The organism is Cupriavidus basilensis, assembly GCF_029335485.1.
Taxonomy (GTDB): domain Bacteria; phylum Pseudomonadota; class Gammaproteobacteria; order Burkholderiales; family Burkholderiaceae; genus Cupriavidus; species Cupriavidus basilensis_E.
In genome coordinates, this window is record NZ_JARJLM010000461.1 from 1 (window position 1) to 13,107 (window position 13,107).

General features: G+C 65.1%; 11 protein-coding genes and 1 pseudogene. 7 read left to right on the forward strand and 5 right to left on the reverse strand.

The window, feature by feature from the left end:
- Positions 1-178, reverse strand: a pseudogene (locus P3W85_RS27885) (bifunctional riboflavin kinase/FAD synthetase); the annotation flags it as partial.
- A gap of 72 nt (positions 179-250) precedes the next feature.
- Here P3W85_RS27885 and P3W85_RS27890 point away from each other — a divergent pair.
- Positions 251-2,074 carry a hybrid sensor histidine kinase/response regulator gene (locus tag P3W85_RS27890; protein ID WP_051078480.1) on the forward strand — a complete coding sequence of 608 codons (1,824 nt, stop codon included), beginning with the start codon at positions 251-253 and terminating at the stop codon, positions 2,072-2,074.
- Between the two features lie 45 nt (positions 2,075-2,119).
- On the opposite strand, the gene P3W85_RS27895 is transcribed toward P3W85_RS27890, so the two are convergent.
- On the reverse strand, positions 2,120-2,779 hold the full coding sequence (locus P3W85_RS27895) for a response regulator (protein ID WP_017227123.1): 660 nt from the start codon (positions 2,777-2,779) through the stop codon (positions 2,120-2,122).
- A gap of 241 nt (positions 2,780-3,020) precedes the next feature.
- Here P3W85_RS27895 and purN point away from each other — a divergent pair, with 241 nt between their 5' ends.
- The 6 genes from purN to nadC all read left to right on the forward strand — a co-directional run bounded on the left by purN (position 3,021) and on the right by nadC (position 10,577).
- Positions 3,021-3,677, forward strand: coding sequence for a phosphoribosylglycinamide formyltransferase (gene purN, locus P3W85_RS27900; protein ID WP_017227122.1), 657 nt, complete (start codon positions 3,021-3,023; stop codon positions 3,675-3,677).
- The gene (locus tag P3W85_RS27905) at positions 3,674-5,071 is read left to right on the forward strand and encodes an RsmB/NOP family class I SAM-dependent RNA methyltransferase (protein WP_276267136.1); all 1,398 of its coding nucleotides are present in this window, start codon (positions 3,674-3,676) and stop codon (positions 5,069-5,071) included. The genes purN and P3W85_RS27905 overlap by 4 nt, the downstream gene beginning before the upstream one ends.
- Before the next feature lie 313 nt (positions 5,072-5,384).
- A complete protein-coding gene (locus P3W85_RS27910; RefSeq protein WP_276267137.1) occupies positions 5,385-6,800 on the forward strand; it encodes a mechanosensitive ion channel family protein in 1,416 nt (471 codons plus the stop codon).
- A 378-nt stretch (positions 6,801-7,178) separates the two neighbouring features.
- The gene (locus tag P3W85_RS27915; protein WP_276267138.1) at positions 7,179-8,369 is read left to right on the forward strand and encodes a DesA family fatty acid desaturase; all 1,191 of its coding nucleotides are present in this window, start codon (positions 7,179-7,181) and stop codon (positions 8,367-8,369) included.
- Positions 8,370-8,517: 148 nt separating this feature from the next.
- Positions 8,518-9,669, forward strand: coding sequence for a quinolinate synthase NadA (gene nadA / locus P3W85_RS27920; protein ID WP_276267139.1), 1,152 nt, complete (start codon positions 8,518-8,520; stop codon positions 9,667-9,669).
- Between the two features lie 14 nt (positions 9,670-9,683).
- Entirely contained in the window at positions 9,684-10,577 is an 894-nt protein-coding gene (gene nadC / locus P3W85_RS27925) for a carboxylating nicotinate-nucleotide diphosphorylase (protein WP_276267140.1), read from the forward strand.
- A gap of 90 nt (positions 10,578-10,667) precedes the next feature.
- On the opposite strand, the gene nadB is transcribed toward nadC, so the two are convergent.
- The 3 genes from nadB to rpmB all read right to left on the reverse strand — a co-directional run bounded on the left by nadB (position 10,668) and on the right by rpmB (position 12,934).
- The gene (gene nadB, locus P3W85_RS27930; RefSeq protein ID WP_017227116.1) at positions 10,668-12,266 is read right to left on the reverse strand and encodes an L-aspartate oxidase; all 1,599 of its coding nucleotides are present in this window, start codon (positions 12,264-12,266) and stop codon (positions 10,668-10,670) included.
- A gap of 250 nt (positions 12,267-12,516) precedes the next feature.
- Positions 12,517-12,687 (reverse strand): 50S ribosomal protein L33, encoded by a 171-nt coding sequence (gene rpmG, locus P3W85_RS27935; protein ID WP_017227115.1) that lies wholly within the window; start codon positions 12,685-12,687, stop codon positions 12,517-12,519.
- Between the two features lie 13 nt (positions 12,688-12,700).
- A complete protein-coding gene (gene rpmB / locus P3W85_RS27940; protein WP_006575661.1) occupies positions 12,701-12,934 on the reverse strand; it encodes a 50S ribosomal protein L28 in 234 nt (77 codons plus the stop codon).
- Positions 12,935-13,107 lie beyond the last annotated feature (173 nt).

The window sequence follows — 13,107 nt, forward strand, 5'->3', positions numbered from 1 at the left end:
GCGACTGGTGGCCGCGATGCACACCGTCGAAATTGCCGATGGTGAGGGCGCAGGGCGCCCGGCTCTCGGCGTTGGGCAGGCCACGGAAGACTTTCACGAGGACGGCGACAAGCGTTTGGGTAAAGCGAGCATTATAAGGGGAATGGGAGCCAAGATTCGCCCCGCAGCGGCGGGTCACGCCCCCGGGGTGGCGTTTTTGTGCACGGATCGGCCCATTGTCGTGGCGCAGCGCCCCAAAAGGCGGCATGATATGGCAGATCGCCCTTGTTGCCCCAGCCCTCCCTTGAACGCGCTGCTAAACCGAATCCTGCCGCCGCCAGGGCCTCCGCTCGATACCGATACGCGGGCCAAGCTGCTGGCGACCATCCATCGCGTCTCGCCCACCGCCATCGTTGCCTCGCTGGTGCTGCCGGCGTTGACTGCCACGGCGTTCTGGTCCGCCGCCGATCACGCCGCCCTGGTGGGCTGGTGCTGTGTCATGCTGGTGCTTACCGGCGCCTCCGTCTGGTTCTATTTCGGCTATCTGCGCGATTGCACCACGATGAACCGCTCGGCGCATACGCGCAAATGGTGGTCCAGCATGCGCGCGCTGGCCTTCCTGACCGGACTGACCTGGGGCAGTTCCGCGCTGCTGCACCTCTACACGGGGTCCACCGTGTTCTCCAGCGTGCTCTACCTGCTGGCGCTCGGCGTGCTGGCCGGCGGCGTTACCGCGCAGTCCCCGGTGCCATCCAACCTGGTCTACGCCGGCATCCCGATCCTGGTGCCCAATATCCTGCTGGCCGAGTACGCGTTTCCGGGCCATGGCACCTATGTGCAGATGCTATTGGTGGTCTATGCCATCATGCTCACGCGCCATGCCCTGAACCTGCACCGCACGCTGGTGCGGGCCATCCAGCTCGAGAGCGACAGCCGGCGCCTGGCCAAGCAGTTCCAGGAGGAGAAGGAGAGGGCCCTGCACGCGAGCGAGGAGAAATCGCGCTTCCTGGCCGCCGCGAGCCATGACCTGCGCCAGCCCGTCCATGCGCTGGTGATGCTGGTGGAGGCGCTGCGCGCGCGCAACAAGTCGTCTTCCCTGCATCCGCTGGTGGAGCAGGTGGCGGCGGGTACGCAGACCATCGACCTGTTGTTCCGTTCGCTGCTGGACCTGTCCAAGCTCGAGGGCCGCAAGGTGCTGCCGACCCTGGAGCCGTGCGAGCTCGGCCGCCTGATCAGCGAAGTGATGAGCCAGTTCGCGGCCGACGCGCGCGAGAGCGGCCTGACGCTGACGCCGCGCGTGCCTGAGGAACTGTACGCGATGGCCGAGCCGGTGCTGTTGCGCCGCGCGCTGTTCAATCTGGTGCAGAACGCCCTGCGTTATACGCGGCGCGGCGGCGTGCTGGTGACCGCGCGGGAGCGGCGCAAGCATATCCGCGTGGAGGTGTGGGATACCGGGGCGGGGATTACGCCCGAGCACCTGCCGGATATTTTTTCGCCGTATTACCAGGTGCATAACCCGCAGCGCGATCCGTCCCAGGGACTGGGGCTCGGCCTTGCCATCTTCAAGGAATGCGTACGCCTGATGCGCGGCACCTACGGTGTGCGTTCGGTGCCCGGGCGCGGGTCGGTATTCTGGTTCTCGCTGGCGCCGGTGGCAGCCGAGACGGTGGCCACCATCCGCGCCGTGCGTGCCACCGCCCTGGCGGAAGACGCCAAGCCCGACCACCTGCGCGGCACCGTGCTGGTGGTGGATGACGACACCCAGATCCGCAAGGCCTGGATTGCGCTGATGGAAGCCTGGGGTATCCAGGTGGCCTGCGCCGCCCATGGCGCGGACGCCGACCGGTTGTTCCTGCAGGGACTCAAGCCGGACATCATTTTCTGCGACCTGCGCCTGCCGGGCAGCGAGAATGGACTGGACCTGCTCGAGCGCTGGCAGAACACGCAGCCGCAGGCGCGCAGCGCACTGTTGTCGGGCGATCTGAAATCCGCCGCGCTGGCGGCCGCCGAGGAGGCTGGCTACTTCGTGCTGCCCAAGCCGGTCGATCCGGCGGCGCTGAGGCTGCTGCTCAGGCGCTGGCTGCATCCGGCCTGAGCGGCCACCGGCCGGCGCGAAGGCGCTGGCCGGCCGCGCCCCGCGTTACTGGCGCAGGCGGAAGCGTTCCATGCGCGACATGACCTGCATGCGGGTGCGCACGCCGAGACGCTGCAGGATGGCCGAGACGTGTTCCTTGACCGTGTTTTCCGTCAGGCCCAGGCGGCGCGCGATGACCTTGTTCGGCAAGCCTTCCAGGACCAGTGCCAGCACCGAGCCCTGGCGCGGGGTCAGACCCAGTTCGGCCGGGGTGACCGGAATGCCATGGGCCGGTCCGAACGTCTGCGCACGGCCGCTGAGCGCTTCGTCAGAGGGAAAGGCGGTATCGCCCGCCAGCACCTTGCGGACCGCGGCGGTGAAGGCGTTGGCGTCGAGGTGCTTGCCGACGAAGCCATAGGCGGCGAGCGCGCGGGCGCGGCCCACGATCTCGGGGGTGGCCTCGGCCGACATGAAAATAAAACGCGCGGAGGGTATGAACGTCTTGAGCGCCTGCATGGCGTCAAAGCCCGTGCCATCGGTCAGCCAGATATCCAGCAGCACGATATCGGGCCTGAGCCCTTGCTGAAGGGTGCTCAGCGCCTCTTTGGCGCTGCCGGCGGCGTGAACGGCGATGTCGGGCATCACTTCCGCTAGAAACGCGGTGGTGCCGGACAGGGCCATAGGATGATCATCGACCACCAACAAGGTCGGTGCAGCGTTCGACATGCGATTTCCCGTCTAATTTCCCAGTTCGTCCTTGTTGTCACTTAAAGCCGTCGGAACGGTCTGCGCGTGGACGATAGCAGTCACTCTAGCAGAGCGGGCGGGGCGTCACAATCCATGACACGGGGGTGGACGTTGCGTACAGGCCATGCGAAATGGCGCTGCGGCGAGGGTTTCACGTGTTTTAAGTGCCCAATGTGCTCGCTTTGGCCGTGTACAGGCCCCGCCTTGGTAGAATTGCGCGATGAAAAATATCGTTATCCTGATTTCAGGGCGTGGCTCCAATATGGAAGCCATCGTCAGCGCCTGTGCCGCCGAAGGCTGGCCGGCGCGCGTGGCGGCAGTCCTGTCGAACCGGCCGGACGCCGAGGGTCTTAGATTCGCCGCCGATCATGGCGTGGCCACCGGTGTGGTGGATCATAAACAATATGGCGACCGCGCTACTTTCGATGCCGCGCTGGCCGATGCCATCGACGCGTACGCGCCGGACCTGGTGGTGCTGGCCGGCTTCATGCGTATCCTGACGCCGGCGTTCGTCGAGAAGTACGCTGGACGCATGCTGAATATCCACCCCTCGCTGCTGCCATGCTTTCCGGGCCTGCACACGCACCGGCAGGCCATCGAGGCAGGCGTCAAGATACACGGCGCCAGCGTGCATTTCGTCACGCCGGAGCTCGATCACGGCCCGGTCATCGTCCAGGCCGCGCTCGACGTGCTGCCGGGCGACACGCCCGAGGCCCTGGCTGCGCGCCTGCTGCCAAGCGAACACGTCATCTACCCGCGCGCCGTGCGCTGGTTTGTCGAAGGCCGGCTGCGCGTGCAGGCCGGCGTAGTACGGGTCGAACCGCCCGAATCCCAATTATTTACGGCCTTTGCTGCCGCTACGGAGATGCAGTCATGAGCCGGAATACCGCAGGGGCACGCCAGCCCGTTCGCAACAAGCGCAAGGGCACGCCGATCCGCCAGGCCGCGCGCCCGCAATCCGTCGATGGCCAGGCGCCGGCGCAAGGCCGCGCGCTGCATGGCGGCCTGCATGCAGCCCATATCCAGCACATCGACCGCCTGTTGGGCAAGGTCTTGATGTTCACCCGCCCGAGCGACGTGGTGGTCAGCTATTACTTCCGCGAGAATCCCAAGCTGGGCCACCGCGAGCGCGGCATCATCGCCGAGGCCGTGTTTGCCGTGTTGCGCCGGCGCGTCGAGTTCGCGCAGTTCGCTGCCAGTGGCACCGGTGCCTCGCAGCGCCGCCTGGCGCTGCTCGGACTGGCCGCCACCATGGGGCGCGACGTGCTGACGCCCTTCCTGCATCCGGAAGAGGCGGAATGGCTCGATCGCCTGACCACCATCGAGCGCTCCAGCCTGGCGCCGCGCGTGCGCGCCAACCTGCCCGAGTGGCTGTACGACCAGCTGGCGGCCCGCCACGGCGAAGCTTTCGTCGAGGCCCTCGGTGATGCCTGGCTGCGTCCGGCGCCGCTGGACCTGCGCGCCAACCTTGCCAAGACTTCCCAGGAAGCCGCGCTGGCCGAACTGACCGCCGCCGGACTGAAGGCGGAGGTGACGCCGATCGCGCCGTCGGGCATTCGCCTGGCCGGCAAGCCGGCGCTGAACCAGCTGCCGTTGTTCGTCAACGGCCTGGTCGAAGTGCAGGACGAAGGCAGCCAGTTGCTGTGCAACCTGGTCGCGCCCAAGCGCGGCGAGATGGTGGTCGATTTCTGCGCGGGCGCGGGCGGCAAGACGCTGGCGCTGGGCGCGCTGATGCGCTCCACCGGCCGTCTCTACGCCTTCGACGTGTCCGAGAAACGCCTCGCCAACCTCAAGCCGCGGCTGGCGCGCAGCGGGCTGTCGAACGTGCATCCGGTGCAGATCGATTCCGAGCATGATGCCAAGATCAAGCGCCTGGCTGGCAAGATCGACCGCGTGCTGGTGGATGCGCCGTGCAGCGGCCTGGGTACGCTGCGGCGCAATCCCGATCTGAAGTGGCGCCAGTCGCCGCAATCGGTGCTGGAGCTGACTGCCAAGCAGGCGGCCATCCTCGAATCCGCAGCGCGCCTGGTCAAGGTGGGCGGCCGTGTGGTCTATGCCACCTGCAGCGTGCTGGAAGCCGAGAACGAAGGCATCGTGCGCGGCTTCCTCGCGGCGCACCCGGCTTTCCGCCTGGTGCCGGCGGCCCAGGTGCTGGCCGAGCAAAAGATCGCGGTGCCCGGCCTGCCCGAGGATGCCGAGATGCTGGCGCTCTATCCGCACCTGCACCAGACCGACGGCTTCTTCGCGGCCGTGCTGGAGCGCGTCAGCTAAAGCGCTGGCTGCGTAAGCAACGGGTCAGCCGGAAGCGGCTGGCGCTGCGGATGCCCATCCGTGGTGCCGGCCGGCGGCATGCCCCTTCCGCGGACCACCGCCGGTCCGCGGTGTCCCGGACGGTACCTGCCTGCTTTCCCGGCGTCCGCTGGCTTGCCGCGGCGCCCTGCCTGCCGCCGTATCCCTGTCTCCCTGCCGTCCCCATGTATTGCCGTCTGTCCATGCCCGATGCCCAGGGGCGGGCAGGGCGGCTAGAATCGGCGGGGCATCTGTTTCGCTGCCTTTGCCGGATCCGTCCGGCCATTTCGGATTCATGACTTCGAACCCCCTGGAAGAACTGCATATGACGACGCATCCCGCCTTCGGCAAGATGCTCGACGATCTGATACGCGATGCCGGCGGCCCAGGATTTATCTGGCAGCTGGCGGTACTGGCCGCCTGCCTGCTGGTGGCGTGGCCGCTGGCGCGGCTGATCGTCAAGCGGCTCGAAATGCGCCATGCGGGGTCCAGCTTCGCGCTGCGCTTCGCTGCCGCCAGTCTCGAGCGCGCCATGTTCCCGCTGTTCGGGTGGCTGCTGGTGATGGCGGCCCGTTTCGGGCTGGAGCCGATGATGTCGATCAGCGTGCTGCGGCTGGCGCTGGTGCCGTTGTTTGGCATTACCTTCCTCTATTTCGCTTTCTATATCCTGCGGCGCGTGCTCTCCGGCAATGGCCAGTTGCACGGCATGCTGCTGCTGGTGGAGAAGGTGCTGACCACCCTGGTCTGGGCGGCGATGGCGCTTTATGTGCTGGGGCTGCTGTGGGACGTGGTGTACTGGATGGACGGTGTGCGCTTCTCGATCGGCGGCAAGCAGAAGATCAGCCTGGCCGATACCCTGGTGGCGGCGGTGTGGATTCTGCTGACCGTGCTGGTGGCCATGTGGTTTGGCTCGTGGCTGGAAGAGCGCCTGATGCGTTCCACCGGCCTCGACAGCAACCTGAAAGTGGTTTTGACCAGGCTTTCGAAGGCTCTGCTGCTGCTCGTCTCCCTGCTGCTGAGCCTGTCCCTGGTCGGCATCGACCTGACGGTGCTGTCCGTGTTCGGCGGCGCGCTGGGCGTGGGCCTCGGCCTGGGCCTGCAAAAGATCGCCAGCAACTATATTTCCGGCTTCATCATCCTGCTCGACCGCTCCGTCAAGCTGGGCGACCAGATCACGGTGGATAAATACACCGGCATCGTGTCGCAGATTCGCACGCGCTACACCGTGGTCCGCAACGGCGACGGCGAGACCCTGGTGCCAAATGAGCAACTGGTGGCGCAGGCCGTGCAGAACCATTCCTTTTCCAATACCAATGTGCGTGTTGCGACGCGCGTGCAGGCCGATTACGCCGCCGACCCCGAGAAAGTGCTGGCACTGCTGGTGGAAGCCGCCAGCGATATTCCGCGCCTGCTGAAGGATCCTGCGCCCTCCGCGTTTCTGGTGCTGTTCGCCGACAATGGCATCGAATATGAGCTGGCGGGCTATATCGCCGATCCCCAGAACGGCAAGCTGGGAGTGCAATCGGCGCTGAACAGGGCTATATGGCGGAAATTCAAGGAGAATGGCATCTCGATTCCGTATCCGCAACGCGAGGTCCGTGTGCTGGGTCCGATTGCGGCGGATGGTGCCGAGGCTCGGCAGAAAGATGGCTATGAGACACTTCTACCGGCTGATGCCACGCAGGCCGGCGGTCAAGGCGGCGCCGGTTAGGCCACTTTGCGGAACGATCCCTGTTGCTTAACATCAAACCTGGGGAAAAAGCGGATGTCCCCTTGATGACGTTCCGGTAGAATTGAGCTTAGTTGCGGGTCCGTCCGGCATTGTTTTTCCTGGACGGGTTTGTTCGACCTCCCGCCCCCACACCAGACAGCCGCCAGATTGCAGCGGCTCGTGTCCAGTTCCGCCGACAGGCAGCTTATGCCCACGGCGCCAGACGCGTATGCCTGGGGGCTCCGGCGAATGCCGGGGTTTCAGGCAGGCGCCATACGACGCAATCATTGAGTTCGCAGTCCTTTTTCTGCACCTTGTTTGCGGCCCGCCCTGTCGTGCCGCGCTGAATGCCCCTGTTTAACCGACGGAGAACACAGTTTGTTCGACACTATTCTTGACTGGGCCGCTAACGGCCTCGCCAACTGGTCCTGGTGGGAGATCGTGATCTACACCCTGGTGGTGACGCACATCACCATCGCGGGCGTCACCATCTACCTGCACCGCTGCATGGCGCACCGGTCGCTGGACCTGCACCCGATTGCCTCGCATTTCTTCCGTGGCTGGCTGTGGCTGACCACCGGCATGGTCACCAAGGAGTGGACCGCGATCCACCGCAAGCACCACGCCAAGTGCGAGACCGAAGAGGATCCCCACAGCCCGCAGACCCGCGGCATCCGCAAGGTGCTGCTGGAAGGCGCGGAGCTGTATCGCGCCGAGTCCAAGAACAAGGAAACCATGGCCAAGTTCGGCCATGGCACGCCCAATGACTGGGTCGAGCGCAATGTCTATTCGCGCTTCGGCTGGCAGGGCGTCGGCCTGATGCTGATCATCGACGTCGCCCTGTTCGGCGTGATCGGCCTGACCGTGTGGGCGGTGCAGATGCTGTGGATCCCGATCCATGCCGCCGGCATCATCAATGGCCTGGGTCACTGGTGGGGGTATCGCAACTACGATTGCGAGGACGCTTCGACCAATGTCTCGCCGTGGGGCATCATCATCGGTGGCGAAGAACTGCACAACAACCACCACACCTATCCCACCTCGGCCAAGTTCTCGATCAAGTGGTACGAGTTCGATATCGGCTGGGGCTATATCCGGGCGATGCAGGCGGTCGGCCTGGCCAAGGTCAAGAAGACCCCGCCCAAGGCACGCCTGGTGGAGGCCCGTCCGGTCGACCACAACACGCTGGAAGCCATCATTGCCAATCGCTACGACGTGATGGCCCGCTATGCCAAGGCGGTCAAGAGCGCCTACAAGCAGGAACTGGAAAAGCTGAAGGAAGCCCGCGGGGCGGAATACAGCAGCTTCAAGCCTGCCCGCAAGTGGTTCCACCGCGAGGAAACCAAGCTGGCCGATCCGCAGCGCCAGCAACTGGCCAGCATCGTGGAACAGAACCAGTCGCTGCACACCTTTGTGGAAATGCGCCGCGAGCTGGCCGCGATCTGGGGCCGCTCCAACCTGACGCGTGAACAACTGCTGCAGCAGCTGCAGGCCTGGTGCCATCGCGCCGAGGCCAGCGGCATCCAGGCCCTGCATGATTTCTCGCTGCGCCTGCGCCGCTATGCCTGACGCGGGCTGATGCCTGATCCGGCGTGGCCTGATACAATTTAGCTCGCCCGAAAGCCCCGCCCCTGGCGGGGCTTTTGTTTTCGCTAAACTCCCCCAATGCAAGGGCCTGCAGCGAGACCAAGGCGCGCGGCCAAGAGGAGTATCGGAGATGACCCCACAAACGATCAAGTCCGTCGAGTTCGAGAAACCGAACCTCTTGACGGAGTCACCCGCGGGCGGCAGTTGCGTCGCCCACGCCTGGGCCAAGGTGCCCCCCGTGCTGTCGGCGCAGGAGCGCACGGCGCTGAAGGAACGTATCAAGGCCCTGCTCAAAGAGCGCAATGCGGTGCTGGTGGCACACTATTACGTCGATGCCGACCTGCAGGACCTGGCCGAGGAAACCGGCGGCTGCGTGTCGGATTCGCTCGAGATGGCGCGCTTCGGCCGCGACCATCCCGCCAAGACGCTGGTGGTGGCCGGCGTGCGCTTCATGGGCGAGACCGCCAAGATTCTGAGTCCGGAAAAGACGGTGCTGATGCCCGACCTCGACGCGACCTGTTCGCTCGACCTGGGCTGCCCGGCCGACGAATTCGCCGCCTTCTGCGATGCGCACCCCGATCGCACGGTGGTGGTCTACGCCAATACCAGCGCCGCCGTGAAGGCGCGCGCCGACTGGATGGTGACCTCCAGCATCGGCCTGAAAATCGTCGAGCACCTGCACGCGCGCGGCGAGAAGATCCTGTGGGCCCCGGACAAGCACCTGGGCAGCTATATCCAGAAGCAGACCGGCGCCGACATGCTGCTGTGGCAAGGCTCCTGCCTGGTGCATGACGAGTTCAAGGGCATCGAGCTGGACCTGCTGCGCCGCGAGTTTCCCAAGGCCAAGATCCTTGTGCATCCGGAGTCTCCGGCCAATGTGGTGGAGCAGGCGGATGTGGTCGGTTCCACCTCGCAGCTGATCGCGGCGGCCCAGCAGCTGGACGCCACCGAATTCATCGTGGCGACCGACAACGGCATCCTGCACAAGATGCGCATGGCCGCGCCGGGCAAGCATTTCATTGAAGCACCCACTGCGGGCAACAGCGCCACGTGCAAGAGTTGCGCGCACTGCCCGTGGATGGCGATGAACGCGCTGACCAACCTGGCCGAGGTGCTGGAGAATGGCCGCAATGAGATCCACGTCGATGCCGGCATCGGCCGCCAGGCCGTGACCTGTATCGACCGCATGCTCGATTTTGCCGCGCAGCAGAAAGCCAATGTACGGCCGAAGGCCGATCTGGCCAGCGAGCAGGCATTGTTCAAGGGCATCGGTCCGGCATGAGCATCCCTCCAAACATGACTTCAACCGTAACTTCAGCCGTGGTTTCAAGCGTGAATCCTGTTTTCGATAGCTATGGCCCGGCGCTTGCCGAAGCGTTGCAAGCCAATGTGCGTGCGGCCATCGCGGAAGACGTCGGCAGCGGCGACCTGACCGGCCTGCTGGTACCCGCCGGCAAGCCGGCGCGGGCGCGCGTGATCGTGCGCGAGCAGGCGGTGCTGTGCGGCCAGCCCTGGTTCGAGGGCTGCATGCGCGCGGTGGATCCCGCGCTGCAGGTGTGCTGGCAGCAGGCCGAGGGGGCGCGCATGGCGCCGGACTCGGTGGTGTGCGAGATCACCGGCCCGGCACGCTCGCTGCTGACCGCCGAACGGCCTTCGCTGAACTTCCTGCAGCTGCTGTCCGGCGTGGCCACCGCTACGCGGCGCTATGCCGACCTGGTCGAGGGTACCAGCGCGCGCGTGCTCGATACCCGCAAGACCCTGCCCGGGCTTCGGCTGGCGCAGAAATACGCGGTCAGGATCGGCGGAGGCGACAACCAGCGCCTGGCGCTGTACGACGGCATCCTGATCAAGGAGAACCACATCGCCGCGGCAGGCAGCATCACGGCCGCCATGCAGGCAGCGGCGGCGCTTGACGCCGGCGTGTCGGTGCAGGTTGAAGTGGAAAGCCTGGCCGAGCTGGAAGAGGCACTGGCGGCCGGGGCGAAATCGATCCTGATCGACAACTTTACCGAGGCGATGATGCGCGATGCGGTACGCATCAATGCCGGGCGAGCCTTGCTGGAAGTCTCCGGCGGGGTCAACTCCGACACCATCCGCGCCTTCGCGGAAACCGGCGTGGACCGGATCTCGGTGGGCGCGCTGACCAAGGATGTGCGGGCCACGGACTATTCGTTGCGCATCCTGGCCTAGCGCGACGAACGTTGCGCTCCGTTCTCCCCTCCCCCCTGATGGGGAGAGGGGAGAAAAGCACATCCTTGGTGCTTCTCCCCATGCCCCTGGTTACTTTCTCCGCTCGCGCTTGAGCAGCGGCTGCATCACGGTCGGCAGCGCCTTGGGCAGCGTTTCCGGATAATCACGGCTGAAGTGCAGGCCCCGGCTTTCGTGCCGCGAATACGCGCTATCGACGATCAACGACGCCACTTCCACCAGGTTGCGCAACTCCAGCAGGTCACGCGTGACGCGGAAGTTGGCGTAATACTCGGCGATCTCTTCGCGCAGCAGGCTGATGCGGTGCTGTGCGCGTTCAAGGCGCTTGCTGGTACGCACAATGCCGACGTAATTCCACATCATGCGGCGCAGTTCGTCCCAGTTGTGCGACACCACCACTTCTTCGTCGGCATCGGCCACCCGGCTTTCATCCCAGGCGGGCAGGGCGATATCCGGTTGCCCCGCCTTGTCCTGCGAGGCGATATCGATGGCCGCCGCGCGCCCGATCACCATGCATTCGAGCAGTGAATTGGAGGCCAGGCGATTGGCGCCGTGCAGGCCGGTGCAGGCGGTCTCGCCCACGGCGTAGAGATTAGCCAGGTCGGTGCGGCCCAAAGTGTCGGTCACCACGCCGCCGCAGGTGTAGTGCGCGGCCGGCACCACGGGAATCGGTTCGCGCGCGATATCGATGCCGAGTTCCAGGCAGCGCGCGTGGATGGTCGGGAAGTGCTCGCGCAGGAAGGACTCGGGCTGGTGGCTGATGTCCAGGTGCACATAGTCCAGGCCGCGCTTCTTCATTTCGAAGTCGATGGCGCGCGCCACCACGTCGCGCGGGGCCAGTTCGGCGCGCGCGTCGTGTTCCGGCATGAAGCGGGTACCGTCGGGCAGCTTCAGCAGGCCACCTTCGCCCCGCACCGCTTCCGAGATCAGGAAGGACTTGGCGTAGGGGTGGTACAGGCATGTCGGGTGGAACTGGATGAATTCCATGTTCGCCACCCGGCAGCCCGCACGCCAGGCCATGGCGATGCCGTCGCCGGTGGCCGTGTCGGGGTTGGTGGTGTAGAGATAGACCTTGCCCGCGCCGCCCGTGGCCAGCACCGTGTGCGTGGCGGTGATGGTCTGCACTTCGCCGCTGGCGTCATTCAGCACATACAGCCCATAGCAGCGGTTGCCCGGCAACCCCAGCTTGCGCGAAGTGATCAGGTCCACCGCGAAGTGGTCTTCAATGATGGTGATGTTGGGATGCTGGCGCGCCTGCTCGGTGAGCGTGGACACGACGGCATGGCCGGTTGCGTCGGCGGCATGGATGATGCGCCGGCGGCTGTGGCCGCCTTCGCGGGTCAGGTGGTAACCCAGTTCGGCCTGGTCGTCACGCGTGAACGGCACGCCGCGGTCGATCAGCCACTGGATCGCTTCGCGCCCGTGCTCGACGATATAGCGTGTCGCACTGTCGTCGCACAGACCCGCGCCCGCCACCAGGGTGTCCTGGTGGTGCTCGTCATGACTGTCGCCCGAGTCCAGCACGGCGGCGATGCCGCCCTGTGCCCAGTCGCTGGCGCCTTGCGTCATGGCCCGTTTGCAAATGATGACAACCCGATGGGTGTCGGCCAGTTGCAGCGCGACCGTCAGACCGGCCAGTCCGCTGCCGACAATGGCGACATCGAAGTTCATGGTGCGAGAGACGCGCGCGGCGCGCGGTCGGGAGGCAGGAAAGCTGGAAAGTGTACACCGACCGCACCGCTGCGTGGGTGTGCGCATGTGCCGGGGAGAGGCGGGTGCGCAACGCGGCGGCGTTTTGCGGCGCTCAGTGCATATGGTGGCGCACAGATGGCGCAGAGCCGGCCCGGAAAAAGCAAAAACCCCGCGGATGCGGGGTTTTCACAGACATGCCGCGCGATCGGCATGCGGAAGACAGGATCAATTACTTGATCTTGGTTTCCTTGTACGACACGTGCTTGCGGACGACGGGATCGAACTTCATGATCTCCATCTTTTCCGGCATCGTGCGCTTGTTCTTGGTGGTCGTGTAGAAGTGACCCGTACCTGCAGTCGACTCCAACTTGATTTTATCGCGTCCGCCCTTGCTGGCCATGATGTGCTCCTAATTAGACTTCGCCGCGTGCGCGCAGGTCTGCGAGCACGGAGTCGATGCCTTTCTTGTCGATCAGGCGCAGGCCGGCATTCGAGACGCGCAGGCTCACCCAGCGGTTTTCCGATTCAACAAAGAAACGACGATTCTGCAGGTTGGGCAGAAAACGGCGCTTGGTCTTGTTGTTTGCGTGGGAAACGTTGTTGCCGACCATCGGCGCTTTCCCGGTCACTTGACAGACGCGTGCCATGAAGCACTCCTAAATCTTCTATTCGTGGACAATGTTCGCAACAGATCAACAAAAGGCGCGCTGGCCCGGACTGCAGCGGTTAAGACTTCAGCAAAACGAGCATTATAGACCGGAAAGCGTCGGCAAATCAATGCCTTCTGCACTTTGCCGTGCAGGTGCGGCCCATCCGTGCC